Source organism: Pseudomonas sp. LBUM1653, from assembly GCF_059716115.1.
In genome coordinates this window covers 5,036,336-5,059,842 of the sequence record NZ_CP166803.1, presented here as the reverse complement: position 1 = coordinate 5,059,842, position 23,507 = coordinate 5,036,336, and the positions used below count along the sequence as shown (strand labels likewise).

At 58.5% G+C, this 23,507-nt stretch carries 21 protein-coding genes, 5 tRNA genes and 1 pseudogene; 19 read left to right on the top strand and 8 right to left on the bottom strand.

Annotation, left to right across the window (positions count from 1 at the left end; all coding sequences use genetic code 11):
- Window positions 1-117: 117 nt before the first annotated feature.
- The 6 genes from ACA054_RS22840 (at window position 118) to ACA054_RS22815 (ending at window position 7,706) form a co-directional block, all read left to right on the top strand.
- Window positions 118-1,239, top strand: a complete 1,122-nt coding sequence (locus tag ACA054_RS22840; RefSeq protein ID WP_497686275.1) for an efflux RND transporter periplasmic adaptor subunit — start codon at window positions 118-120, stop codon at window positions 1,237-1,239.
- Window positions 1,236-4,322: an efflux RND transporter permease subunit gene (locus tag ACA054_RS22835; RefSeq protein ID WP_497686274.1), complete on the top strand. Its 3,087-nt coding sequence runs from the start codon at window positions 1,236-1,238 to the stop codon at window positions 4,320-4,322. The genes ACA054_RS22840 and ACA054_RS22835 overlap by 4 nt, the downstream gene beginning before the upstream one ends.
- A gap of 92 nt (window positions 4,323-4,414) precedes the next feature.
- On the top strand, window positions 4,415-4,990 hold the full coding sequence (locus tag ACA054_RS22830) for a TetR/AcrR family transcriptional regulator (protein WP_497686273.1): 576 nt from the start codon (window positions 4,415-4,417) through the stop codon (window positions 4,988-4,990).
- A 232-nt stretch (window positions 4,991-5,222) separates the two neighbouring features.
- On the top strand, window positions 5,223-5,777 hold the full coding sequence (locus ACA054_RS22825; RefSeq protein ID WP_104910643.1) for an OsmC family protein: 555 nt from the start codon (window positions 5,223-5,225) through the stop codon (window positions 5,775-5,777).
- A gap of 836 nt (window positions 5,778-6,613) precedes the next feature.
- Window positions 6,614-7,312, top strand: coding sequence for a DsbA family oxidoreductase (locus ACA054_RS22820; RefSeq protein ID WP_497690359.1), 699 nt, complete (start codon window positions 6,614-6,616; stop codon window positions 7,310-7,312).
- 64 nt (window positions 7,313-7,376) lie between these two features.
- A complete protein-coding gene (locus tag ACA054_RS22815) occupies window positions 7,377-7,706 on the top strand; it encodes a thioredoxin family protein (protein WP_497686272.1) in 330 nt (109 codons plus the stop codon).
- A 46-nt stretch (window positions 7,707-7,752) separates the two neighbouring features.
- Here the strand turns inward: ACA054_RS22815 and ACA054_RS22810 are convergent, their stop codons facing one another.
- From ACA054_RS22810 to ACA054_RS22795, 4 genes and pseudogenes are all read right to left on the bottom strand, one after another.
- Window positions 7,753-8,859, bottom strand: a complete 1,107-nt coding sequence (locus ACA054_RS22810) for an alkene reductase (RefSeq protein WP_497686271.1) — start codon at window positions 8,857-8,859, stop codon at window positions 7,753-7,755.
- 44 nt (window positions 8,860-8,903) lie between these two features.
- Entirely contained in the window at window positions 8,904-9,236 is a 333-nt protein-coding gene (locus tag ACA054_RS22805; protein ID WP_497686270.1) for a carboxymuconolactone decarboxylase family protein, read from the bottom strand.
- A gap of 361 nt (window positions 9,237-9,597) precedes the next feature.
- A pseudogene (locus ACA054_RS22800) lies at window positions 9,598-9,857 on the bottom strand (integrase arm-type DNA-binding domain-containing protein); the annotation flags it as partial.
- A gap of 131 nt (window positions 9,858-9,988) precedes the next feature.
- A tRNA-Asn gene (locus ACA054_RS22795) sits at window positions 9,989-10,064 on the bottom strand.
- 230 nt (window positions 10,065-10,294) lie between these two features.
- Between ACA054_RS22795 and ACA054_RS22790 the strand changes: the two genes are divergently transcribed.
- Window positions 10,295-10,525, top strand: a complete 231-nt coding sequence (locus tag ACA054_RS22790; RefSeq protein ID WP_497686269.1) for a hypothetical protein — start codon at window positions 10,295-10,297, stop codon at window positions 10,523-10,525.
- Here ACA054_RS22790 and ACA054_RS22785 read toward each other — a convergent pair.
- Together ACA054_RS22785 and ACA054_RS22780 are read right to left on the bottom strand one after the other, a co-directional pair.
- Window positions 10,522-10,725: a hypothetical protein gene (locus ACA054_RS22785; RefSeq protein ID WP_111282164.1), complete on the bottom strand. Its 204-nt coding sequence runs from the start codon at window positions 10,723-10,725 to the stop codon at window positions 10,522-10,524. The two genes, ACA054_RS22790 and ACA054_RS22785, sit on opposite strands and share 4 nt — an antisense overlap.
- Before the next feature lie 253 nt (window positions 10,726-10,978).
- Window positions 10,979-12,175 carry an amino acid aminotransferase gene (locus ACA054_RS22780; RefSeq protein WP_497686268.1) on the bottom strand — a complete coding sequence of 399 codons (1,197 nt, stop codon included), beginning with the start codon at window positions 12,173-12,175 and terminating at the stop codon, window positions 10,979-10,981.
- 353 nt (window positions 12,176-12,528) lie between these two features.
- Here ACA054_RS22780 and uvrB point away from each other — a divergent pair, with 353 nt between their 5' ends.
- The gene (gene uvrB, locus ACA054_RS22775) at window positions 12,529-14,544 is read left to right on the top strand and encodes an excinuclease ABC subunit UvrB (RefSeq protein ID WP_497686267.1); all 2,016 of its coding nucleotides are present in this window, start codon (window positions 12,529-12,531) and stop codon (window positions 14,542-14,544) included.
- Window positions 14,545-14,649: 105 nt separating this feature from the next.
- On the opposite strand, the gene ACA054_RS22770 is transcribed toward uvrB, so the two are convergent.
- Window positions 14,650-16,200 carry an MDR family MFS transporter gene (locus tag ACA054_RS22770; RefSeq protein ID WP_497686266.1) on the bottom strand — a complete coding sequence of 517 codons (1,551 nt, stop codon included), beginning with the start codon at window positions 16,198-16,200 and terminating at the stop codon, window positions 14,650-14,652.
- Window positions 16,190-17,278 (bottom strand): HlyD family secretion protein, encoded by a 1,089-nt coding sequence (locus ACA054_RS22765; protein ID WP_497686265.1) that lies wholly within the window; start codon window positions 17,276-17,278, stop codon window positions 16,190-16,192. The genes ACA054_RS22770 and ACA054_RS22765 overlap by 11 nt, the downstream gene beginning before the upstream one ends.
- A gap of 221 nt (window positions 17,279-17,499) precedes the next feature.
- On the opposite strand from ACA054_RS22765, the gene gltX reads away from it, so the two are divergent.
- The 11 genes from gltX to ACA054_RS22710 all read left to right on the top strand — a co-directional run bounded on the left by gltX (window position 17,500) and on the right by ACA054_RS22710 (window position 23,485).
- Window positions 17,500-18,981: a glutamate--tRNA ligase gene (gene gltX / locus ACA054_RS22760; RefSeq protein ID WP_497686264.1), complete on the top strand. Its 1,482-nt coding sequence runs from the start codon at window positions 17,500-17,502 to the stop codon at window positions 18,979-18,981.
- A gap of 203 nt (window positions 18,982-19,184) precedes the next feature.
- Window positions 19,185-19,260, top strand: a tRNA-Ala gene (locus ACA054_RS22755).
- 79 nt (window positions 19,261-19,339) lie between these two features.
- A tRNA-Glu gene (locus ACA054_RS22750) sits at window positions 19,340-19,415 on the top strand.
- 53 nt (window positions 19,416-19,468) lie between these two features.
- A tRNA-Ala gene (locus ACA054_RS22745) sits at window positions 19,469-19,544 on the top strand.
- 80 nt (window positions 19,545-19,624) lie between these two features.
- Window positions 19,625-19,700 (top strand) — tRNA-Glu (locus tag ACA054_RS22740).
- Window positions 19,701-19,884: 184 nt separating this feature from the next.
- A complete protein-coding gene (locus ACA054_RS22735) occupies window positions 19,885-20,424 on the top strand; it encodes a TetR/AcrR family transcriptional regulator (RefSeq protein ID WP_497686263.1) in 540 nt (179 codons plus the stop codon).
- 29 nt (window positions 20,425-20,453) lie between these two features.
- Window positions 20,454-21,287 (top strand): alpha/beta fold hydrolase, encoded by an 834-nt coding sequence (locus tag ACA054_RS22730; RefSeq protein WP_497686262.1) that lies wholly within the window; start codon window positions 20,454-20,456, stop codon window positions 21,285-21,287.
- Window positions 21,288-21,336: 49 nt separating this feature from the next.
- On the top strand, window positions 21,337-21,774 hold the full coding sequence (locus ACA054_RS22725; protein ID WP_497686261.1) for an acyl-CoA thioesterase: 438 nt from the start codon (window positions 21,337-21,339) through the stop codon (window positions 21,772-21,774).
- A 21-nt stretch (window positions 21,775-21,795) separates the two neighbouring features.
- The gene (locus tag ACA054_RS22720) at window positions 21,796-21,936 is read left to right on the top strand and encodes a hypothetical protein (RefSeq protein WP_497686260.1); all 141 of its coding nucleotides are present in this window, start codon (window positions 21,796-21,798) and stop codon (window positions 21,934-21,936) included.
- 11 nt (window positions 21,937-21,947) lie between these two features.
- Window positions 21,948-22,907 carry a tRNA dihydrouridine synthase gene (locus ACA054_RS22715; protein WP_497686259.1) on the top strand — a complete coding sequence of 320 codons (960 nt, stop codon included), beginning with the start codon at window positions 21,948-21,950 and terminating at the stop codon, window positions 22,905-22,907.
- Between the two features lie 131 nt (window positions 22,908-23,038).
- Window positions 23,039-23,485: an Hsp20 family protein gene (locus ACA054_RS22710; RefSeq protein ID WP_497635773.1), complete on the top strand. Its 447-nt coding sequence runs from the start codon at window positions 23,039-23,041 to the stop codon at window positions 23,483-23,485.
- Window positions 23,486-23,507 lie beyond the last annotated feature (22 nt).

Genomic DNA, 23,507 nt, shown 5'->3' with positions numbered 1-23,507 from the left:
ATCAAGCCTCTCTGCTTTGCTCTCATCAAGTGGGTGATGTTCATTCGTCTCGGTAGTGACTATTGACAGAAATGGTCACTTGAATAAGCATGGTGCATCCGCTACCGAGACGTCTTTATGATCCAGCGCCACCGAATGTCACTCATTTTCATTGTCTTGTTGCCGTTTGCCCTAGCGGCATGCAACAAGGCCGCGCCTGCCGATCCTCGCCTTCAACTGCCCTTGGTGCGCATCGGCGTGGTTCAACCCTCCGCGCCTGCGGCACGGGTATTCACCGGTATCGTCGCGGCTCGAGTTCAGAGCGATCTCGGTTTTCGGGTGCCAGGGAAAGTCTTGGAGCGCCTGGTGGACTCTGGGCAGAGTGTCAAACGTGGGCAGCCACTCATGCGCATCGATGCCAACGACCTGACGCTGACCGCGAGGGCGCAGCAGGAAGCGGTGCTGGCCGCTACGGCCCGCGCCCGGCAGGCCTCCGATGACGAGCTTCGCTACCGTGAACTGGTGTCCGTCGGAGCGGTATCTGCTTCAGCTTACGCAGGGTTCAAAGCGGCTGCCGACGCGGCGAAGGCCCAACTCAACGCTGCCCAAGCCCAGGCTGATGTGGCGAAAAACGCGACCGGTTACTCGACGTTATTGGCTGATGCTGATGGGGTTGTGGTGGACACCTTGGCTGAGCCGGGGCAGGTGATTGGCGCAGGTCAGGTGGTGGTGCGTGTTGCCCACTCAGGGCAGCGCGAGGCCGTGATCCAGTTACCCGAGACGCTACGTCCTGCGCTGGGCTCGGCGGCGACGGTTGAGCTCTACGGGCAGAACCAGCGTGCAGGCAGCGCCCGTTTACGTCAGCTGTCTGACTCTGCGGACCGACAGACCCGAACGTTTGAAGCGCGTTATGTGCTGGAGGGGGCGCTCTCCAACGCCACCCTGGGTTCGACGATCTCAGTGGTTATCGCTGACACGGATGTTGCTGATGCCAAGGAATTACAGGTGCCCATGGGGGCCCTCTACGACGCGGGTAAAGGCCCGGGTGTCTGGGTGGTTGAGGGAGAACCGGAGCAAGTGGTGTGGCGCCCGATCAAGGTTCTCAGTCTGAATAACGAGGCCAGCGTGCGCGTGACGGGTGATCTCCAGGTGGGTGATCGTGTCGTTGCATTGGGTGCGCACTTATTGAATGAGGGGGAGAAGGTCAGGACTGAACTTGCCGGTGCCACGCAAAAAACGGTGGTTGAGGTGAGTCGATGAGCGGCTTCAATCTTTCGGCGCTGGCAGTACGCGAGCGCTCAATCACCCTGTTTTTGATCCTGCTGATTTCTGTGGGCGGGTTGTACGCCTTCTTCAAACTGGGGCGTGCGGAAGACCCCGCATTCACCATTAAACAAATGACGGTGGTCACCGCCTGGCCCGGGGCGACGGCCCAGGAAATCCAGGACCAAGTGGTAGAAAAGCTGGAAAAACGCATGCAGGAACTGCGTTGGTATGACCGGACCGAGACCTTTACCCGGCCCGGCTTGGCATTCACCACGGTTTATCTGCTCGATAGCACGCCGCCCTCAGCCGTCCAGGAGGAGTTTTACCAGGCGCGCAAGAAAATCCTGGATGAGCAGAAGGGGTTGCCGTCCGGGGTGATCGGCCCGATGGTCAATGATGAGTATTCCGATGTCACCTTCGCGCTCTATGCGCTCAAGGCCAAGGGCGAGCCGCAACGTCTGCTGGTGCGCGAAGCCGAGAGCTTGCGCCAGCGTCTGCTGCATGTGGCGGGTGTGAAGAAGGTCAACATCATCGGTGAACAGGCCGAGCGCATTTTTGTCGAGCTGTCCTACGAGCGTCTGGCGACACTGGGCATTTCCGCACGAGACATCTTCAGTGCGTTGAACACGCAGAACATGATAACGCCCGCCGGCTCAGTTGAAGCGAAGGGCCCACAGGTGTTCATCCGCCTGGATGGCGCGTTTGATGACCTGCAGAAGATTCGTAATACCCCACTGACGGTGCAGGGCAGAACCCTCAAGTTGTCCGATGTGGCTGAGGTCAAGCGCGGTTATGAGGACCCTGCGACGTTCCTGGTACGCAACAATGGCGAGCCCGCATTGTTGCTCGGCGTGGTCATGCGCGATGGCTGGAACGGTCTGGATCTGGGGAAGTCGCTGGAGGCCGAGGCGACAGCGATCAACGAGCAGATGCCTTTGGGCATGAGCCTGACCAAGGTCACGGATCAGGCGGTGAATATTGGCGCCTCCGTCAACGAGTTCATGGTGAAGTTTTTTGCTGCCCTGGGCGTGGTGCTGCTGGTGTGTTTTCTCAGCATGGGCTGGCGTGTCGGCGTTGTGGTTGCCGCGGCGGTACCGCTGACCCTGGCCGCCGTGTTCATTGTCATGGCGGCCACGGGCAAGGACTTCGATCGAATTACCCTGGGCTCGTTGATTCTGGCGCTGGGGCTGCTGGTGGACGATGCAATCATTGCCATTGAAATGATGGTGGTGAAGATGGAGGAGGGCTACGACCGAATCAAGGCCTGCGCTTATGCCTGGAGCCACACGGCCGCGCCGATGTTGTCGGGTACGTTGGTGACGGCGATCGGCTTTATGCCCAACGGTTTTGCCAAGTCGACCGCTGGTGAGTACACCGCGAACATGTTCTGGATCGTTGGTATTGCGCTGATCACTTCCTGGGTGGTGGCCGTGGTGTTCACCCCTTACCTGGGCGTCAAGCTGCTTCCGCAGATCAAAGTGCCTGAAGGCGGGCATGCGGCGATTTACGGTACACCGAACTACCAGCGTTTCAGGCGCCTGCTGGGCGGGGTAATCCGCCGCAAAGGCCTGGTGGCTGCATCTGTCATGGGCTTGTTTGTTGTTGCGATTCTGGGCATGGGCGTGGTCAAGAAGCAGTTCTTTCCAACGTCCGACCGGCCTGAGGTGCTGGTTGAGGTGCAGATGCCTTACGGCACGTCTATCGAACAGACTAATGTGGCAGCGGCCAAAGTCGAGGCGTGGCTGGCTCAGCAGCCGGAGGCCAGGATCGTCACCGCTTACATTGGACAGGGCGCGCCGCGCTTCTATTTGGCGATGGCGCCTGAGCTGCCCGATCCGTCCTTCGCAAAAATCGTCGTCCTGACGGCGAATCAGCAAGAGCGTGAGGCGCTCAAGACCCGCCTCAGGCAAGCAGCGGCCGATGGCTTGGCGCCTGAAGCCCGGGTGCGGGTGACGCAGTTGGTATTTGGTCCTTATTCACCGTATCCGGTGGCCTTTCGGGTGATGGGCACCGACCCCGCGGTGTTGCGAGATATCGCCGCGCAGGTGCGTGAGGTCATGACCGCCAGCCCCATGATGAGGACCGTCAACACCGACTTGGGCGAGCGCACACCGGCACTTCATCTCACGCTGGATCAGGATCGCCTGCAAGCATTCGGCTTGACCTCGAGCGATGTCGCACAACAGCTGCAATTCCTTCTCACGGGGGTGCCTGTCACCGAGGTGCGTGAAGACATTCGCTCGGTTCAGGTGGTCGCTCGCTCGGCGGGAGAGACGCGTCTGGATCCGTCGAAAATTGCCGCCTTCACGCTGACCGGCGCCCAAGGGCAGCGCGTATCGCTATCACAGGTAGGGGCGGTGGATGTGCGCATGGAGGAGCCCATTCTGCGACGTCGTGATCGGACGCCGACGATAACTGTGCGCGGTGACGTGGCTGAAGGTCTTCAGCCTCCCGATGTCTCCAACGCCTTGATAACGCAGTTGCAGCCCATCATCGAAAAACTGCCGGCGGGCTACCGGATTGAGTTTGCCGGCTCGATCGAGGAGTCGGGTAAAGCGAACAAGGCATTGCTGCCGTTGTTCCCGATCATGATCGCGCTGATGTTGCTGACCATCATTATTCAGGTGCGCTCGATGTCGGCAATGATGATGGTGTTCGCCACCGCGCCTTTGGGCCTGATTGGTGTGGTGCCAATTCTGCTGCTGTTCCAGCAGCCGTTCGGGATCAACGCCTTGGTAGGATTGATTGCATTGTCAGGAATTCTGATGCGCAACACGCTGATTCTCATCGGACAGATTCACGCCAATGAGCAAGCCGGCCTGTCGCCTTACAACGCCGTGGTCGAAGCCACTGTGCAGCGCGCGAGGCCCGTGATTCTCACGGCGTTGGCGGCGATGCTGGCGTTCATTCCGCTAACCCATTCGGTGTTCTGGGGAACGCTGGCCTACACCCTGATTGGCGGTACGTTTGCCGGCACAGTGCTGACCCTGGTGTTCCTGCCAGCGATGTACGCCCTCTGGTTCAAGATCAAGCCTGAGCCCGCGCTTGAGCTTGCAGCGAACACTCATGTTGCTTGATACCTGCGTGGTTCATAGTGCGCAACCTGAGCGCTGTCTTATGAAGAAGTACTAATTTATGATGCCCCATTGATAAATTTGGAAACGGCATCATGAGTACACGTTCCGACCTCCTGACCAGCGCTGAGATTCTGTTGCGTACCAAGGGCTACGCAGCCTTCAGCTATGCCGATCTGGCGGAAGACATCGGTATCAGGAAGGCGAGTATTCACCACCACTTTCCCACCAAAGAAAGTCTGGCTATTGCCATCGTTGAGAGTTATCTGTTCCGGTTCAAGAATCAGCTTGAATGCATCAATGATGAAAATCCCGGCATTATCGATCGGCTCAATGCCTTCGCCTTGATGTTTGCACAAAGCAGTAAAAACGCGATGCTTCCGCTCTGCGGCGCTCTGGCGGCGGAATTGCTGGCTTTGCCTGAAAGCCTAAAAGAATTGACGCGGGATTTTTTCGAAATCCATCTCAATTGGCTTCAGGCCAATATCGCACTGGGCCAAGCGGCAGGGGAACTCAAAGCTGAGCTGGACGGCGTGAAGATTGCCAGGTTTATCTTGAATACGTTGGAAGGTGGCAGCTTTGTATCTTGGGCGCTGAACGACAATTACGAAAAGTCTTCTGGATTTGATTTGATTTTAGATGGACTTCGGGTTACCGAAACGCATCACTGAGGTTCGATCAGCTTTTTTCTGCGTCATAAATCGACCGATTCTGCCACTGCTGGCTCGGTCCGTTTTTCCGCCTCGTAAGTGGTTTCCGCTTAGCTCACACTCTCTGATTTCTTTTTTGCGCGCACTCAATCTGACGTGCGTACATCTATTTTCTTGATTGTCTACCTACTAGTAGGTAGGCTTGTTTCTCTTCCGGGCCAAACGCCCGGTCCATCCGAAGAGGAACGAACACATGAGCAACAACCTGAATGGTATCGATGTCGCCGCACTCCAGCAGTTTGCCCAAGGCGTTGCTGAGGATGCAACCAAGCGCCACGCGAGCTTCAACGTCAAGACTCAGTGGAAAGGCCAGACTCGCTCTGTGGCCAAAGTCAATCGCTACAGTCTGGCCGGGGAAACCTATTCGCGGGATTTCGAAATCGTCGCCGATGAGCCTAATGAATTGCTGGGCCAAAACACTGCGCCTAACCCTCAAGAGCTGCTGATGGCCGCTCTCAACGCCTGCATGTCGGTCGGTTATGCCGCCAACGCCGCGATGATGGGTATCAAGATTCACAGCCTGGAAATCGAGACTGACGGCACCCTCGACCTGCGTGGCTTCCTGGGTATCGACGAAAGCGTCAACCCGGGCTACGACGAAGTGAGTGTAGTGATTCGCCTGCATACCGACGCCTCCCGTGAGCGTGTTGAAGAGCTGCACAACGTGGTGCTCAAAACCTCTGTCAACTACGCCAACTTTTCGAAAGCTATCCGTATGGTGCCGACCCTCGAAGTGCGTGAGGGCTGATTCGCCTGTTTCAGGATGCTCTGGATTGGGGGGATATCCATTGCTGCGGTAACGGCCACTTAGGGTTTCGCTTTTACAGCGAGTCACTTGGAAAAACGGAACGCCGCCCGGCCCCAAGTAACCAAGGGCTCTTGCCCCTGGCGTTCGGTGCCTCGCTCCGGTCCTGCTCCGTGGGCCCGCCGCGCTGGGCCATCCTTGGCCCAGCGCGGCTAACCCGGCATCCATGCCGGGTTGCCCACTGCGCAGAACCGGAACGAAGCCTCTCGATGTGGCAAGAAAATCAAAAGCCAAAGCAAGGCGAGGCGGCCTTAAAGCCGACCTGATTGCAGGCCTGTCCGCATTCCCCTGTGGGAGCGAGCTTGCTCGCGATGAACGTCCAGACAACGCGATCCTTCAGACAGGGCGCGTTATCGTTGACGTCCATCGCGAGCAAGCTCGCTCGCTCCCACAGGGGATCAGGTACAGCCGTAGAAGTCAGGTCGGCTGTCAGGCCGCCTCACTTTGGCTTTAGATTTGGGCGCCCCGTCAACCATGTGTCCGGTCCGTACAGGCTTTTTCAAAAGTGACTCGCTGTAAAAGCGAAACCCTAAGTGGCCGTTACCGCAGCAACAGATATACACCCAATCCAAAATTGCACCTGCAGCCCCCAACCTAAAGTGAACAGCATTACCCTCCCTGGGAGCTTTAACGCCTTCACTGAGTACAAGTGAAAGAAGGCTGAATGTTGGCTGCAGGAGTCTTCAATGTCGATCGCGACAAAGGCCGCGCTGTTGAAAGTCGCGGAAACCCAAATGCGCTCCAAAGGCTATTCCGCGTTCAGTTATACGGGACGAGACATGCAAACTTCTTCGAAAAAATATGCAGTGGATATCTGGTCTGATTTTGTTTGCCCTTGGTGCTGGGTAGCCAAGCGTCGATTTGAGCAGGCGCTCGATAAATTTGTTGAAAAAGACAATGTACAAGTTAACGTCAGGGCCTATCGCCTAGCGGCGAATCACGCGCCAGAGTCTATGATCGCTGCCCTTGAACGCAAGCTCGGCAATCCGGATTCCGCTGTCGCGATGATGAACACCGTCAGTAAATATGGCCGGGCCGATGGGCTTGATTACCGCTTTGACAGCATGCTGTTTGGCGATACCGCAGATGCCCATGTACTGGTCAAGGCGGTTGCGGACGAAGCCGTTAAGAAACGCTTGGTCGAGGCGCTTTATGAGCAAAGCACCTCCCATGGTCAGTCGCTGTTTGATCGCGGCAGCCTGGAGGCCATAGCCAAGGCCGCAGGCGTTTCGGACTTGTCAATCCAACGGGCGTGGTCATCCGTTGATTTGCGCGTAGAGATGGAGGAGGACGAACATATTGCCGCGCAACTAGGTTCGGGCGTGCCTTTGTTTGTATTCGATAATGCCTTTTCATTGTCCGGTGCTCAGCCTGAGGCTGCTTTTCTTGAAGCGCTGAACAAGATGCAGGAGAAGTCGAAAGCCGAAGATGACACATTCAGCGGTCAAGTCTGCGGCATAGATGGCTGCAAAATTTGATCAGCAGAAGCGGTGCGGCACCGGGTTGTGCCGCCCCTTCATCCATATTGAGAGCGAGAGCCAAATGAGCCGTATCGTTGAGTTGAGTGCTCAGCAGTTCGCCCGCTTTGTGGCCAAAGGCAGCAGCGTCGTGCTGTTTTCAGCGTCCTGGTGCAAGCCTTGTCGGGAGATGAAGCCGGTGTTTCATGCCTTGGAAGAAAAGCTTCACTCCCTGGCGGCTTTTGCAAAGATTGATATTGCGGTGTCTCCGACGATCGCGCAAATGTACGGTATCCGGGCGGTGCCATCCTTGGCGGTGTTCCATGAGGGGCGGCTGCTTCGGGTCATGCCCGGATCCCGTTCAGTTGGAACAATGAAAAAAGCCATTCTTGCGGAGTTGGAAGAGGCGATTTAACCGAACCTCCTCCATCAGCGGGGGACAGTGATGAAACAGCGAATAATCAGGCTTTGGCTGCAACGTATTCCGGGTAGTCGGTGTAACCCTTGGCAATGCGATCGCTGACACCGTAGTAAGTCGCGCGATCACCCTCTGCCAGTGGCCAGCCGTTCTGCATGCGCTCCACCAAATCGGGGTTGGCGATGTAGGCGGTACCGAAGGCGATCAAGTCGAGTTCACCTTTAACCAGTTCCGACTCAGCGAGGGCTTGGTTAAACCCACCGGCGGCCATCAAGGTGCCTTTGTAGGCTTCACGGAACGCGGCGCCGAACCCCGGCGGCGTTTCAGCGGCGACGATGGTCGGTTGGTAGTTCAGGTGGACGTAGGCCAGTTCGCGTTCATTAAGCGCTGCCGCCATGCTCATCCAGGTTTCTGCTTCGCCTTCGTACACGCCAAAGTCATACAGACGGCCAAACGGCGACAACCGTACGCCAATCTTAGAGCCGCCGATTTCGGCAGAAATCGCGTCAATGGTTTCCAGCAGAAAGCGCTGGCGATTGGCGATCGAGCCACCGTACTGGTCGGTACGGCTGTTCAAGGCGCTGCTGAGGAACTGATCGAACAGGAACCCGTTGGCGGCCATGATTTCGATACCATCGAAACCGGCTTCCATCGCCATACGCGCCGACTTCACAAAGTCAGCGATGACACGTTTCACTTCATCCGTTTCCAGCGCACGCGGCGCGCTGGGTTGCACAGGGCCGGATTCGCCAGGCTCGATCCAGGCATACACCGTGGTTTCAACCGCCGGCTGAGTACCCGAAGAAACCGGAACCCTGCCATGCACTGAAATATGGGACATACGGCCAACGTGCCATAACTGCGCGAAGATCTTCCCGCCCTTGGCATGCACCGCGTCGGTGACCTGACGCCAGCCTGGCAAGTGTTCGTCCGCATATATACCTGGGGTGTACAGGTAACCACGGGCCTCGTCGGAAACCGGCAGGCCTTCGGTGATCAGCAGACCAGCAGAAGCACGCTGTGCGTAATACAGCGCGGTGAACTCGTTAGGGATGTTGTCCAGGGTCCGAGTGCGGGTCATGGGGGCCATAACGACCCGGTTTTTTAGTGCAGTACCGGACAGATCGTAAGGGGTGAGCAGCTTATTCATGATTAGTCTCGAAGTCGTTAACAGGTTGAAAGTCAGCGCTTGATTTACGACTTATCGAATGCGTCCAGCACATGTGTGCTGTACACCAACGCGGCACCGGCGTTCATGTTGATTGCCACGCCCAGTGCTTCGGCGACTTCTTCACTGGTGACGCCAAGTTTCTTGGCTTCGGCGGCGTGGAAGGCGATGCAACCGTCGCAGCGGGTGGTCACGGCCACGGCGAGGGAAATCAGTTCGCGTGTCTTCGTGTCCAGGTGATTGGTCTTGCCGCCGGCAGCGCCGAGCGCCGCCATGCCTTTCATTGTTTCCGGAGACAGGCCGTTTAGTTCTACCAAGCGAGTACTGATGTCTTTGCGGGTTTGCTTCCAATCTTGCATGGGATTCTCTCATGGATGGTGGTGATTACAGTTATCTAGGTACTTGTTAATAAGCTACCATCCAGTTGGTAGGCATACAATGTGCTCGTGCTGATTTTCACTATCAACGCGATCGAAGGTGTTGATAATTTGGTCCTGAATAATAGGAAAATAGAAGAATGTTGAGTGTTATCAGGCGGCCGAGAGCTTTGGGCGTCTCAAGATCTGGTGTCCTGAACACCGTTTTCGGTGGGCGGGAGGAGGCTGCGCTGGTTGGCGCATGAAATGGTCAAGTGAATAGGTTGTTGCAGGGCAGCCAGGAAGGGATATGAGCTCCACAGTGGGCACTCTGGTAGAAGTAGGCATCCATCACATTGCTGTGAGGGTCAGCGCCATCCGCCAACATTCGCTGACCTCCAAGCGTTTGCGGCGCGCATCGGCGAGGCCAGCGATGGGGGTAGTTGCCGAATGAGGTCAGTCCTTCCCGGCTATTAGGTTTGACGTATCTGAGACGCCAGCCTTTGCAGCCATTGGGTTGGACTAGAAGTAAAGGCCGTCGCCGTCGAAAAGCTTGTAGGCGCGGTCTGTGGGCTTGGCCGAACGGCAAGCGGCGTCGGAGAGTGGGGCGGAGGTGCGCGACATAAGGGTACTCCCTTATATCGAACTGACTTTTATCCCAAACTTTACGAGGAACGCCTAAACGAAAAAACCCGCCAGAAGGCGGGTTTTTCGGGGGTTTCAGAGAATTTGAAAGCCTTCTCTGGAACCTTGTATGGCTCCACGACCTGGACTCGAACCAGGGACCCAGTGATTAACAGTCACTTGCTCTACCAACTGAGCTATCGCGGAATGGCGCCTATGTTACTGATTCAAAAAGAGAAGTCAAGCGCCTCGTAGTTAAATGAGGGTTTCATCGGGACGGACGGTGGTTTATCGGTGATTGGCGGTTACCGGAATCGCTTGCGAGGGCTAACATGGCTGCCCGGAAGTGGTTCCACGCGCTGCCGGCCATTCGCCGATAAGGTACGTGCCATGACTTGCTTGACCGCCACAAAACCTCGACACACCGGGGTGTTCCCATGAGCATCGCGCAAATCAGCCTGCCCAAGGGTGTCGGCCCACACGCCGAAAAACTGTTCGATGCAATCACCCAGGCCAGCAACGCCGATGAGTTGAACCGTGCGGGGGGCAAGGCCGAGGGTTTTGTCCTGGGCCTGGAAAGCACCAAGGCGATCAAGAGCCAGGTCGCTGAAGCGCTGTATGTCGCCTATGACGATGCCGCCAGCCAGCGCGCGACCGAACTGGCCTAGCCGCCGAAGGTAATGGTGCCAAGCATCAGTTTGGCGTAGAGCGCCGTGGCACCCAGCTGCACCAGCCACAGGGCCAGGCCGCCGAGAAACACGCCGGCAGCGACTTGCATCACCAGGTTGTTGCCGCGTTGTTTGGCCGGGGTGCGAGGGATGAAGTCATCCAGGTCGTCGCGGTCGGCGCGTAGGTCATCGTTTTTCATATCGGCTCTCATAATAAATCCAGGGTGCACACTTATCCTGTGGGAGCGAGCTTGCTCGCGATGAGGGCATCACATTCAACATGGATGTTGGCAGGACAATCGCTATCGTCGGAACGCCGCCCGGAGCAAGCTCGCTCCCACAGTGGATAGATGTGTGCAGTTTAGAGGGCTCGCTCTGGTTGCCGAAAATTATCTGCGACAAATAAAAAACGGGAAGCCCGAAGGCTTCCCGTTTTTCATATCACGACGCGGTTCAGATCACCTGAACAATCGCATCCGTCACAGCCTTGATGTTGCTCTGGTTCAACGCAGCCACGCAGATACGGCCGGTGTCCAGGGCGTAGATCCCGAACTCGTTGCGCAGACGATGCACTTGTTCAACGGTCAGGCCGGAGTAGGAGAACATGCCGCGTTGACGACCGACGAAGCTGAAATCGCGCTGGGGCGCGTTTTTCGCCAGGGTGTCGACCATCTGCGTGCGCATGCCACGAATGCGCAGGCGCATTTCGGCCAGCTCGGCTTCCCATTGGGCGCGCAGCTCCGGGCTGTTGAGTACGGCGGCGACGATGCTTGCACCGTGGGTCGGCGGGTTGGAGTAGTTGGTGCGGATCACGCGTTTGACTTGCGACAGTATGCGCGCGCTTTCTTCTTTTGATTCGCTGACGATCGACAGGGCGCCAACGCGCTCGCCGTACAGCGAGAACGATTTGGAGAACGAGCTGGAAACGAAGAAGGTCAGGCCCGATTCGGCAAACAGGCGCACGGCAGCGGCGTCTTCGTCGATGCCATCGCCGAAGCCTTGGTAGGCCATGTCGAGGAACGGCACGTGACCTTTGGCTTTCACCACTTCCAGAACGTTGTTCCAGTCCGCCGGGCTCAGGTCCACTCCGGTCGGGTTGTGGCAGCAGGCGTGCAGCACGATGATCGAGCCGGACGGGAGGGCGTTCAGGTCTTCCAGCAGACCAACCCGGTTCACGTCATGGGTGGCGGCATCGTAGTAGCGATAGTTCTGCACCGGGAAACCAGCGGTTTCGAACAGCGCGCGGTGGTTTTCCCAGCTTGGATCGCTGATCGCAACAACGGCGTTCGGCAGCAGTTGCTTGAGGAAGTCGGCACCGATTTTCAGTGCGCCAGTACCGCCAACGGCCTGGGTGGTGATGACACGGCCAGCGGCGATCAGTGGCGAATCGTTGCCGAACAGCAGTTTTTGCACAGCCTGGTCGTAGGCGGCGATGCCGTCGATTGGCAGGTAGCCACGGGAAACGTGTTGAGCGGCGCGAATGGTTTCGGCTTCGACAACGGCGCGCAGGAGTGGAATTTTCCCCTCCTCGTTGCAATAAACACCGACTCCCAGGTTGACCTTGTCGGTACGGGTATCGGCGTTGAATGCTTCGTTGAGGCCCAGGATTGGATCGCGTGGTGCCATTTCGACAGCGGAGAACAGGCTCATTTTTGCGGCGGCTCTGAATGGAGAGTGGAGGGACGTGTCGCGCTCCAGCCGAATGCACTAGAGCGGTGCACAAACGGGGAGCTAGTATAGAGGCCATCCGCGATCAATGGCGACAGACGATTCGGCTTTTACAGTAAGTTTTTCCGATTATTTTTCGACCGTTAGTCGAATGCCTGCGTCAAAGACTTCAAGGGATGTAGGACGTTTGCCTTGAAAGCGCGGGCAATCGGCTCCACATTGAGCACAATCCAGTATTTTCCTCGGGCGACGTGCGTCGTTTGCGGCCTATCTCGTTCCTGCCGGTTTGACTGTGCAGGTGCGATATCCCTGCTCCGAGAACCGAGAGGTATTTCATGTCTGAATTCCAGCTAGTCACCCGCTTCGAGCCCGCCGGCGATCAACCGGAAGCCATCCGGCTGATGGTCGAGGGCATCGAAGCCGGGCTGGCGCACCAGACGTTGCTCGGTGTAACCGGTTCGGGCAAGACCTTCAGCATCGCCAACGTGATCGCCCAGGTACAGCGCCCGACCCTGGTGCTGGCGCCCAATAAGACCCTCGCCGCGCAGTTGTACGGCGAGTTCAAGGCGTTTTTCCCGAACAATGCCGTCGAGTACTTCGTTTCCTACTACGACTACTACCAGCCTGAAGCCTACGTGCCGTCTTCGGACACCTTCATCGAGAAAGACGCCTCGATCAACGATCATATCGAGCAGATGAGACTTTCGGCGACCAAGGCTTTGCTGGAGCGCAAGGACGCGATCATCGTCACCACGGTGTCGTGCATCTACGGTCTGGGCAGCCCGGAAACCTATCTGAAGATGGTTTTGCACGTGGATCGCGGCGACAAGCTCGACCAGCGTGAATTGTTGCGGCGCCTGGCCGACCTGCAATACACCCGCAACGACATGGAATTCGCCCGTGCGACCTTCCGGGTGCGCGGCGACGTGATTGATATCCACCCGGCGGAATCGGATTTCGAAGCGATCCGCATCGAACTCTTCGACGATGAAGTGGAAAGCCTGTCGGCATTCGATCCGCTGACCGGTGAAGTCATTCGCAAGCTGCCGCGTTTCACCTTCTACCCGAAAAGCCACTACGTGACGCCACGGGAAACCCTGATGGGCGCCGTCGAAGGGATCAAGGTCGAGTTGCAGGAGCGCCTGGAATACCTGCGTTCCAACAACAAACTGGTGGAAGCACAGCGTCTGGAGCAGCGCACCCGTTTCGATCTGGAGATGATCCTCGAACTAGGCTACTGCAACGGCATCGAAAACTACTCGCGCTACCTGTCCGGCCGTGAAGCCGGCGCGCCGCCACCGACCCTTTACGATTACCTGCCGGCCGACGCCTTGCTGGTGATCGACGAATCCCACGTCAGCGTGCCGCAAGTCGGTGCCATGTACAAAGGTGACCGCTCGCGTAAAGAGACGCTGGTGGAGTACGGCTTCCGTCTGCCATCGGCACTGGATAACCGGCCGATGCGTTTCGACGAATGGGAAAGCATCAGCCCTCAGACGATTTTTGTCTCGGCGACACCGGGCAACTATGAAGCCGAGCACGCCGGGCGCGTCATTGACATGGTGGTGCGTCCGACCGGGCTGGTGGACCCGCAAATCGAGATCCGCCCGGCACTGACCCAGGTCGACGACTTGCTGTCGGAAATCACCAAGCGCGTCGCTCTGGAAGAGCGAGTGCTGGTCACCACGCTGACCAAGCGCATGGCCGAGGACTTGACCGACTACCTGGCCGATCACGGCGTGCGCGTGCGCTATCTGCACTCGGACATCGATACCGTGGAGCGGGTGGAAATCATCCGCGATTTGCGCCTTGGCACCTTCGATGTACTGGTGGGGATCAACCTGCTGCGCGAGGGCCTGGACATGCCGGAAGTGTCGCTGGTGGCGATTCTCGATGCCGACAAGGAAGGCTTCCTGCGTTCCGAGCGTTCGCTGATCCAGACCATCGGCCGGGCGGCGCGTAACCTCAATGGTCGGGCGATTCTGTATGCCGACCGGATCACCGGCTCCATGGAGCGGGCGATTGGCGAAACCGAGCGTCGCCGCGACAAGCAGATCGCCTTCAACCTGGCCAACGGCATCACGCCCAAGGGCGTGTTCAAGGACGTTGCCGACATCATGGAAGGCGCCACCGTGCCGGGTTCGCGCAGCAAGAAGCGCAAGGGCATGGCCAAGGCCGCCGAGGAAAACGCCAGGTACGAAGCCGAACTGCGGTCACCGGGCGAAATCGCCAAGCGCATCAAAGCGCTGGAAGAGAAGATGTACCAGCTGGCGCGTGACCTGGAATTCGAAGCGGCGGCGCAGATGCGTGACGAGATTGCCAAGTTGCGGGAGCGGTTGATCACGGTTTGAGATTTGCGTTGAGTGCGCGGGCCCCTTCGCGAGCAGGCTCGCTCCCACAAGGTTCAGCGTAATTCCTGTGGGAGCGAGCCTGCTCGCGAAGGGGGCGACTCGGTCTCAATGCGCTTCGCCAACTTTCAACCCCGCCGGCAATGTCCTGGTCAACAACACCGCCAGCATGCTCACCCCCAGCGCTATCCCGACAAAATGAAACGCATCGTTGTACGCCATGATCGACGCCTGCTGATGGGCAATCTCACTGAGCTTGCCCAGGGCCGCCGTTTCGTTGCCCAGGGTGTTGGTCAACGAAGCCAGGCGCTCCGCCACCTGCGGGTTGGTCGGCACGATCGCTTCGCGCAAGTAATCGAAGTATGTCTTGGTCCGCGCATCCAGCAGTGTGGCGAGGAGGGCGATGCCGATGGCGCCACCGAGGTTGCGCAGGATGTTGAACAGGCTCGACGCCGACCCCGCATCCTGGGGCAGGATGTACGCCGTGGCGATCAGCGAAATGGTGACCATGATCAGCGGCTGGCCCAATGCGCGAACGATCTGGATCTGGTTGAACTGTGGTCCGGCAAAGTCCGGGTTCAGCACGCCCGAAGAAAAACTCGCCAGGCCGAACAGGCCGAAGCCAATCGTGCACAGCCATTTCGGCGAGACAATCTTCATCAACTTGGGTACCAGCGGAATCAGGAACAGCTGCGGCACGCCCATCCACATGATCACTTCGCCGATCTGCAGGGCGTTGTAGTTCTGAATCTGCGCCAGATATAACGGCAACAGGTAGATCGACCCGTACAGGCCAACCCCCATCCCGATGCTGGAAATACTCGATAGACCGAAGTTGCGATTGCCCAGAATGCCGAGGTTGATCAGCGGATTGGGTTTGGAAAACTGCACGATCACGAAGGTGATGAGGCTGATCAGGGCGATGCTGCCCAGTGTCACGATCAGATCCGACTCAAGCCAGTCCTTGCGATGGCCTTCTTCCAGGAACACCTGCAGACAGCCCAGGCCGACGCCCAGTGTAACAATGCCGGCGTAGTCGGTGCTTTTGAGCAGTTCCCAGTGCGCTTCTTTCTTCTCCAGGCCGTACATCAGGCCGGCGATCATGATCAGGCCGGGTGGAATGTTGATGTAGAAGATGTATTCCCAGCCCCAGTTTTCGGTCAACCAGCCCCCCAGCGTCGGGCCGATGGAGGGGGCGAAGGTTGCCGTCATCGCAAACATGGCCATGCCTTTAGCGCGGTGATGTTCGGGGAGTTTGATCAGCGTAAGGGTGAACGCCAGCGGAATCAGCGCGCCACCGGTAAAACCCTGGAGGGCGCGAAAGACAATCATGCTTTCCAGGCTCCAGGCCATGGAACACAGCAGCGAGGCGAAGAGAAAACCGAGGGACACCCACACCGCCAGTCGTCGCGCCGACAGCAGCTGCACCAGCCACGCGGTCAACGGGATCATGATGATTTCCGCCACCAGGTACGAGGTGGAAATCCACGAGCCCTCTTCCAGCGTTGCCGACAACGCGCCTTGAATGTCCTTGAGCGAGGAGTTGGTGATCTGGATGTCGAGCACCGCCATGAAGGCGCCGAGCATCACGCTCATCACCGCGATCCAGTCCCGCCGGGTCGGTTCCCCGACCGGGCGGATCAGTTGATCACCGGCCATCTTCTGGGCTGTCTTTGATGCTCAATTTGGCCGTGACATCTTCAGGTTTGTCCTTGATGTTCACTTTAGCGGTGACTGACATGCCTGGCCGGATCTTGCCGCGCAAAGGGTTGTCTGCGGCGAAGGTGAGTTTCACCGGTATCCGTTGCACGACTTTGGTGAAGTTGCCGGTGGCATTGTCTGGCGGCAACAGGCTGAACTGCGCACCCGAGGCGGCGAACAGGCTGTCGACCCGCGCCTGGATCGGCGTGTCGCCGTAGGCGTCGAAAGTCAGCTCGGCTTTCTGTCCGGGGTGCAGGTGGCCAATCTGGGTTTCCTTGAAGTTGGCCTGAATCCAGATGTCTTCATCGGGCACCACCGACAGCAGATAGGCGCCGGCCTGCACGTATTGGCCATTGCGCGCGGCGCGCTGGCCGATCAGGCCGCTGATCGGCGCATGGATTTCACTGCGGGTGAGGTTCAGCTCGGCCTGGGCCAGGTCGGCCTTGGCATTGGCGATCTGCGCATCGAGGCGTTTGATTTCGGCGTTCAGCGCGTTGATTTGCTGGCGCTGGCCCTGAGCGTCCGCCTGGGCCTTGAGCAACTGGGAGCGGGCAATGTGATTGTCGGCGGAGAGCGTGGTCACGCGTTCTTCCGAGACATAACCGGGCTTGCGCAAGGTCTCGGCGCGGGTCAGGTCGATCTGTGAACGGCCGAGGCTCGCCTGGCTGGATGCCACTTGCGCGTCGCTGGCGGCAATCAGGCTGGCCTGCTGGGTCAGTTTGCTCTGGGCTTGCAGGCGTTCGGCCTGGCGGGTGGCGAGTGTCGCGTTGGCGCGGTCGACCGCAAGGCGGAAATCATCACCTTCGAGCTTGATCAGCAACTGGCCTTTCTCGACGTGCTGGTTGTCCTGCACCAGCACCTGATCGATACGCGCCCCCAACTGGCTCGACACCCGGGTGATTTCGCCCTGGACATAGGCGTTGTCCGTGCTTTCATAAAACCGCCCGTTGAAAAACCAATGGGCAAAAAAGCCCCCGGCAATCAGCAGGACAATCAACAGGAAGATGGACAGGCGACGCTTGAGTTGGGCAGGCATGGGGCAAACTGTAGTCGAGAATATGTAAGGAAAGTTATCAGCAGGTGAATCTGGCATACAGCCGATAAACGGTAAATGCCATCGGCTGATATTTGGCCATTCACCGCGGCATACGGGCGTTGTAGGCGCAATCTTGGCTTAAATGCCCTGTTAGCTGGAGCGGGGCGGGTGTCGCCTGTTACCATTCGCCCCTTTGTTTGATCTTCATTTCGAGACTTGCCATGACCACCGTCCGCACGCGCATCGCGCCATCGCCTACCGGGGACCCCCACGTAGGTACCGCTTACATCGCATTGTTCAACTACTGCTTTGCCAAGCAGCACGGCGGTGAGTTCATCCTGCGGATCGAAGACACCGACCAGTTGCGTTCGACCCGCGAGTCCGAACAACAGATTTTCGACGCCCTGCGCTGGTTGGGTATCGACTGGAGCGAAGGCCCGGACGTTGGCGGCCCGCACGGTCCGTACCGTCAAAGCGAGCGCGGCGAGATCTATCAGAAGTACTGCCAGCAGCTTGTGGAGCTCGGTCACGCTTTCCCGTGCTTCTGCACCGCCGAAGAGCTGGACCAGATGCGCGCCGAACAAATGGCCCGTGGCGAAACCCCACGTTACGACGGCCGTGCGCTGTTGCTGTCCAAGGAAGAAGTGGCGCGCCGCCTTGCCGCTGGCGAACCGCACGTGATCCGCATGAAGGTGCCGAGCGAAGGCGTCTGCGTGGTGCCGGACATGCTGCGTGGCGACGTGGAAATCCCGTGGGACCGCATGGACATGCAAGTCCTGATGAAGACCGACGGCCTGCCGACGTACTTCCTGGCCAACGTGGTCGATGACCACCTGATGGGCATCACCCACGTGCTGCGTGGCGAAGAGTGGCTGCCGTCGGCGCCGAAACTGATCCTCTTGTACGAATACTTCGGCTGGGAACAACCGGAGCTGTGCTACATGCCGCTGCTGCGTAACCCGGACAAGAGCAAGCTGTCCAAGCGCAAGAACCCGACGTCGGTGACCTTCTACGAGCGCATGGGCTTCATGCCCGAAGCCATGCTCAACTACCTGGGGCGCATGGGCTGGTCGATGCCGGACGAGCGCGAGAAGTTCTCGCTGCAGGAGATGGTCGACAACTTCGACCTCAAGCGTGTCTCCCTCGGCGGGCCGATCTTCGACATCGAGAAACTGTCGTGGCTCAACGGCCAGTGGCTGCGCGACTTGCCGGTGGAAGAATTCGCCGCACGCGTGCAGAAATGGGCGTTCAATTCCGAATACATGATGAAGATCGCGCCGCACGTCCAGGGCCGTGTCGAAACCTTCAGTCAGGTTGCACCCCTGGCCGGGTTTTTCTTTGCTGGTGGCGTGAATCCGGACGCCAAGTTGTTCGAATCGAAGAAGCTGTCGGGCGATCAGGTTCGCCAGTTGATGCAGTTGATCCTGTGGAAGCTCGAAAGCCTGCGCCAGTGGGAGAAGGACAGCATCACCGCGACCATCCAGGCGGTGGTCGAATCCCTGGAGCTGAAGCTGCGTGACGCCATGCCGCTGATGTTCGCCGCGATCACCGGCCAGGCCAGCTCGGTGTCGGTGCTCGATGCGATGGAAATCCTCGGGCCGGACCTGACCCGATTCCGTTTGCGCCAGGCGCTTGACCTGCTGGGCGGTGTGTCGAAGAAAGAAAACAAGGAGTGGGAAAAGCTGTTGGGCGCTATCGCCTGACACGCTTGATGAAGGACTGATGGCCATTGTGTACGCCCGTCGTTGGGCGCGCGGTGGTCCTCAGACCCCCGATTTTTCGGGGGGAGGGCGGTAAGTGATTGTTATGTCGGCAAAAAATTTTAAAAATTTTTGAAAATAAGTTTGACAGGCTTTCGATACGCCCTTAAGATTCGCCCCGTCCTCAGCGATGACATCAACGATGAGGGGCTATAGCTCAGCTGGGAGAGCGCTTGCATGGCATGCAAGAGGTCGACGGTTCGATCCCGTCTAGCTCCACCAATTTACACTTCGAGGTCTGGCCACACCGGCCTTGAAGCGATCAACACTCAGCGTTGATCAGTTGTATAGAAGGGTTTGCGTCCCCTTCGTCTAGTGGCCTAGGACACCGCCCTTTCACGGCGGTAACAGGGGTTCGAGTCCCCTAGGGGACGCCAGTTTTACAGAAGCGATGTTGCAAGATGTCGCTCCGCCGCGAGGCGAAAAATCCGGGGCTATAGCTCAGCTGGGAGAGCGCCTGCATGGCATGCAGGAGGTCAGCGGTTCGATCCCGCTTAGCTCCACCAATTTTACAGTTCAAGGTCTGGCCACACCGGCCTTGAATCGATCAGCTCTCAGCACTGATCAGTTGTATAGAAGGGTTTGTGTCCCCTTCGTCTAGTGGCCTAGGACACCGCCCTTTCACGGCGGTAACAGGGGTTCGAGTCCCCTAGGGGACGCCACGATTACCCGCTCTGCGGGATTTTATAAGGGTCATTCAATTATTGAATGGCCCTTTTGTTTGTCTGGCGTTTGGCCAAATCTCCCTCTTTCTCTCAAACTGTTCTTCAGACCAGCGGTCACATCCACGACTTGCAGAAAATTATTATGAGAATAATATTCTAGTCGTAATATTCGGAGGCAACGATGAACGATAAAAAAGCTCAAACCCGCGAACGCATCCTCAAGGCTGCCAGCGCCGCGCTGATTCAGCGTGGTCCGGCCGAGCCGAGCGTTGGCGAAGTGATGGGCGCAGCCGGCCTGACCGTCGGCGGCTTTTATGCGCACTTCGAAAGCAAGGACGCAATGATGCTGGAAGCGTTCAAGCAGTTGCTGGGTCATCGTCGTGACCTGATTGCCGACATGGATGCCGAATTGACCGGTGAAGAGCGCCGCACCCTGGTCGCTGCGTTTTATCTGTCACGCAAACACCGTGATTCCAGCGAGTCTGCGTGTCCGATCCCGGCCTCGATCGGTGAACTCGGACGCCTGCCTGAGGCGTTTCGAATCGCCCTGAATGAACACATGGAGCTGATGGTCGCGCAGTTGGCGGCCAGTCCTGAAGACACCGACAAAGCCCTGGCCGACCTGGCCTTGATGGTGGGCGGCCTCGCGCTGGCACGGGCGCTGGGACCCGGTGATTTATCCGATCGTTTGCTGCGCGCGGCCAAGTCGGCGGTGCGTTGACCTGAAGGCTGCGGCCTGGGGAGAATGCGATGAGCACGTTGAAGTGGGTTCGTGGCGTTAATGGCACCTTGGGCTGGTTCGCCCCCAGGCTGGTGGCGAGCAAAATGCGGTTGGCGTTCATGACGCCGCGCGATTTTCCACCGCGTGATTGGGAATTGCCGCTGCTGGCCAAATCCGAACGAATCACTTTGCGTTTCGGCCTCTCGGCTTTGCGCTGGGGGCAAGGCCCGGCGGTGTTGCTGATGCACGGCTGGGAAGGTCGGCCCACGCAGTTTGCCAGCCTGATCACCGCACTGGTCGATGCCGGTTATTCGGTTGTCGCGCTGGACGGCCCGGCGCACGGTCGCTCACCCGGGCGCGAGGCGAATGTGGTGCTGTTCGCCCGTGCCATGCTCGAAGCCGCCGCCGAGTTGCCGCCACTGCAAGCGGTCATCGGCCACTCCATGGGCGGCGCCAGTGCCATGCTTGCCGTGCAATTGGGCCTGCGCACCGAAACCCTGGTCAGCATTGCCGCCCCGGCGCGAATTCTTGGTGTATTGCGCGGTTTCGCCCGCTATGTAGGGCTGCCCCCGAAAGCTCGCTCGGCGTTCATCCGCCAGGTCGAGAGTGACGTCGGCATGCGTGCTGCGATGCTGGATGTCGCGCACTACCAACTCGACATGCCTGGCCTGATCGTGCATGCCGAAGATGACACCCATGTCCCGGTCAAGGAATCGCAACTGATCCACGAGGCCTGGTTCGACAGTCGTCTGCTGCGTCTGCAGGAAGGCGGTCATCAGCGGGTGCTGGCCGACCCGCGGGTGATTGATGGTGTGTTATCACTGCTGTCCGGTCGCAGTCTGCAATCGCGCCAATCGGCCTGAGCATCCGTTACACTGCCCCGGTCGAATCAATCTGACCGGGGAGTGGGGCATGGGCTGGGATCGGGCAACGCCATTTATCATTGATCTGCAAGTGGGCGCCGAAGATATCGATGGGCTGGGGCACGCCAATAACGCGGTGTACGTGACCTGGCTCGAACGCTGTGCGTGGCGCCACTCCCAGCGCCTTGGCCTGGATCTGGTCGAGTATCGACGACTGAACCGGGCGATGGCGGTGGTGCGGCACGAGATCGATTACCTGGCGGCCGCCTATGAAGGCGACGAGTTGCAATTGGCGACCTGGATCGTCGATTGGGACCAGCGCCTGAGAATGACCCGTCATTTCCAGTTGAAGCGTCCCAGTGACAACTCGACGCTGCTGCGTGCTCAGACCACCTTTGTCTGCATTGAGCTGTCCACCGGCAAGCCCAAGCGTATGCCCGCCGAGTTCATCGAAGGCTACGGCCCGGCGCTGCAAACCCCCGCCTGACACCCCCCTGTAGGAGCGAGCATGCTCGCGATGGTCGTCAACGAAAACGCGCCCTACCTGAAGGGTCGCGTTGTCTGGACGTTTTTCGCGAGCATGCTCGCTCCTACAAGGAATCTGCAGATTCCCGCTGAAACCAGTAAAATGCCGCACGTTTTTCCTTGAGTGTGTTTTTCATGCAAATTGCCTTGGCGCCCATGGAGGGGCTGGTCGACGACATCCTGCGCGACGTGCTGACCCGAGTGGGTGGCATCGATTGGTGCGTAACCGAGTTCATTCGGGTCAACGACCAGTTGCTCACGCCGGCCTACTTCCACAAATTCGGCCCAGAGTTGCTCAACGGTGCCCGGACTACCTCCGGCGTGCCGTTACGGGTGCAACTGTTGGGTTCCGATCCGGTGTGCCTGGCGGAAAACGCCGCGCTGGCCTGCGAACTGGGCTCTGAAGTGATCGACCTGAACTTCGGTTGCCCGGCCAAGACCGTGAACAAGTCCCGCGGCGGCGCGGTGTTGCTCAAAGAGCCTGAGCTGCTCAACCAGATCGTCGAGCATGTGCGTCGCGCCGTTCCGGCGCACATTCCGGTAACGGCCAAGATGCGCCTGGGCTTTGATAGTCCGGACGGTTCGCTGGTGTGCGCCACGGCGCTGGCCGAGGGCGGTGCCGAGCATATCGTGGTGCATGCCCGGACCAAGGTGGATGGCTACAAGCCTCCCGCCCATTGGGAATGGATCCCGCGGGTGCAAGACGTGGTCAAGGTGCCGGTGTTCGCCAACGGCGATATCTGGAGCGTCGAAGACTGGCGTCGTTGCCGGGAAATCAGCGGCGTGGAAGACATCATGCTCGGTCGCGGCCTAGTCTCGCGCCCCGATCTGGCCCGGCAAATCGCGGCGGCGCGGGCCGGCGAGGAGGTCGTCGAGATGACTTGGGCCGAACTGCTGCCGCTCATCCAGGATTTCTGGCTGCAAGCCAAGGCGCAGATGACAGCGCGTCAATCGCCGGGCCGCTTGAAGCAATGGCTGGCGATGTTGACCCGCAATTATCCCGAGGCGGTAGAGTTGTTCAGCGTGCTGCGCCGTGAGACCGAACTGGACCAGGTTTCCCGTCTGCTGGGGCTGCAGGTGGCTGAGGCAGCCTGAAAAATTTTTAAAAAAAGCAGAAAATAATCTCTTGAAAAGCAATCAGCGGTCCCTATCTAAGGGTTACGCGATGCCGAATTCGGGTCGCGGAGACATAAAACCTTGCTGATTGTTTTCAGGAGATTTGAATCATGACTACTGCATTTTCCCTGGCCCCACTGTTCCGTTCCTCTGTCGGTTTTGACCGCTTCAACGACTTGTTCGAAACCGCGCTGCGCAACGAGCCAGGCAGCACCTACCCACCCTACAACGTCGAAAAACACGGCGACGATCAATACCGCATCGTCGTGGCGGCTGCCGGCTTCCAGGAAGAAGACCTGGAGCTGCAAGTCGAGAAGGGTGTACTGACCATCAGCGGTGGCAAGCGCGACGCTAATGAAGGCGTGACCTTCCTGCACCAGGGCATTGCCCAGCGTGCGTTCAAGCTGTCGTTCCGCCTGGCCGATCACATCGAAATCAAGGCCGCGGACCTGCGCAACGGTCTGTTGAGCATCGACCTGTTGCGGGTTGTTCCGGAAGAGGCGAAAGCCAAGCGCATCCCGATTAATGGGATGGAGAAGCCAGCTTTGCAGCATTGAGTTGAATCAATGAAAAAGGGCG

Excerpts from the sequence above, each read along its gene's own strand:
- ACA054_RS22840 (WP_497686275.1), top strand. The coding sequence starts at position 118 with ATGATCCAGCGCCACCGAATGTCACTCATTTTCATTGTCTTGTTGCCG.
- ACA054_RS22835 (WP_497686274.1), top strand. The coding sequence starts at position 1,236 with ATGAGCGGCTTCAATCTTTCGGCGCTGGCAGTACGCGAGCGCTCAATC.
- ACA054_RS22830 (WP_497686273.1), top strand. The coding sequence starts at position 4,415 with ATGAGTACACGTTCCGACCTCCTGACCAGCGCTGAGATTCTGTTGCGT.
- ACA054_RS22825 (WP_104910643.1), top strand. The coding sequence starts at position 5,223 with ATGAGCAACAACCTGAATGGTATCGATGTCGCCGCACTCCAGCAGTTT.
- ACA054_RS22820 (WP_497690359.1), top strand. The coding sequence starts at position 6,614 with ATGCAAACTTCTTCGAAAAAATATGCAGTGGATATCTGGTCTGATTTT.
- ACA054_RS22815 (WP_497686272.1), top strand. The coding sequence starts at position 7,377 with ATGAGCCGTATCGTTGAGTTGAGTGCTCAGCAGTTCGCCCGCTTTGTG.
- ACA054_RS22810 (WP_497686271.1), bottom strand. The coding sequence starts at position 8,859 with ATGAATAAGCTGCTCACCCCTTACGATCTGTCCGGTACTGCACTAAAA.
- ACA054_RS22805 (WP_497686270.1), bottom strand. The coding sequence starts at position 9,236 with ATGCAAGATTGGAAGCAAACCCGCAAAGACATCAGTACTCGCTTGGTA.
- ACA054_RS22790 (WP_497686269.1), top strand. The coding sequence starts at position 10,295 with ATGAGCATCGCGCAAATCAGCCTGCCCAAGGGTGTCGGCCCACACGCC.
- ACA054_RS22785 (WP_111282164.1), bottom strand. The coding sequence starts at position 10,725 with ATGAAAAACGATGACCTACGCGCCGACCGCGACGACCTGGATGACTTC.
- ACA054_RS22780 (WP_497686268.1), bottom strand. The coding sequence starts at position 12,175 with ATGAGCCTGTTCTCCGCTGTCGAAATGGCACCACGCGATCCAATCCTG.
- uvrB (WP_497686267.1), top strand. The coding sequence starts at position 12,529 with ATGTCTGAATTCCAGCTAGTCACCCGCTTCGAGCCCGCCGGCGATCAA.
- ACA054_RS22770 (WP_497686266.1), bottom strand. The coding sequence starts at position 16,200 with ATGGCCGGTGATCAACTGATCCGCCCGGTCGGGGAACCGACCCGGCGG.
- ACA054_RS22765 (WP_497686265.1), bottom strand. The coding sequence starts at position 17,278 with ATGCCTGCCCAACTCAAGCGTCGCCTGTCCATCTTCCTGTTGATTGTC.
- gltX (WP_497686264.1), top strand. The coding sequence starts at position 17,500 with ATGACCACCGTCCGCACGCGCATCGCGCCATCGCCTACCGGGGACCCC.
- ACA054_RS22735 (WP_497686263.1), top strand. The coding sequence starts at position 19,885 with ATGAACGATAAAAAAGCTCAAACCCGCGAACGCATCCTCAAGGCTGCC.
- ACA054_RS22730 (WP_497686262.1), top strand. The coding sequence starts at position 20,454 with ATGAGCACGTTGAAGTGGGTTCGTGGCGTTAATGGCACCTTGGGCTGG.
- ACA054_RS22725 (WP_497686261.1), top strand. The coding sequence starts at position 21,337 with ATGGGCTGGGATCGGGCAACGCCATTTATCATTGATCTGCAAGTGGGC.
- ACA054_RS22720 (WP_497686260.1), top strand. The coding sequence starts at position 21,796 with ATGCTCGCGATGGTCGTCAACGAAAACGCGCCCTACCTGAAGGGTCGC.
- ACA054_RS22715 (WP_497686259.1), top strand. The coding sequence starts at position 21,948 with ATGCAAATTGCCTTGGCGCCCATGGAGGGGCTGGTCGACGACATCCTG.
- ACA054_RS22710 (WP_497635773.1), top strand. The coding sequence starts at position 23,039 with ATGACTACTGCATTTTCCCTGGCCCCACTGTTCCGTTCCTCTGTCGGT.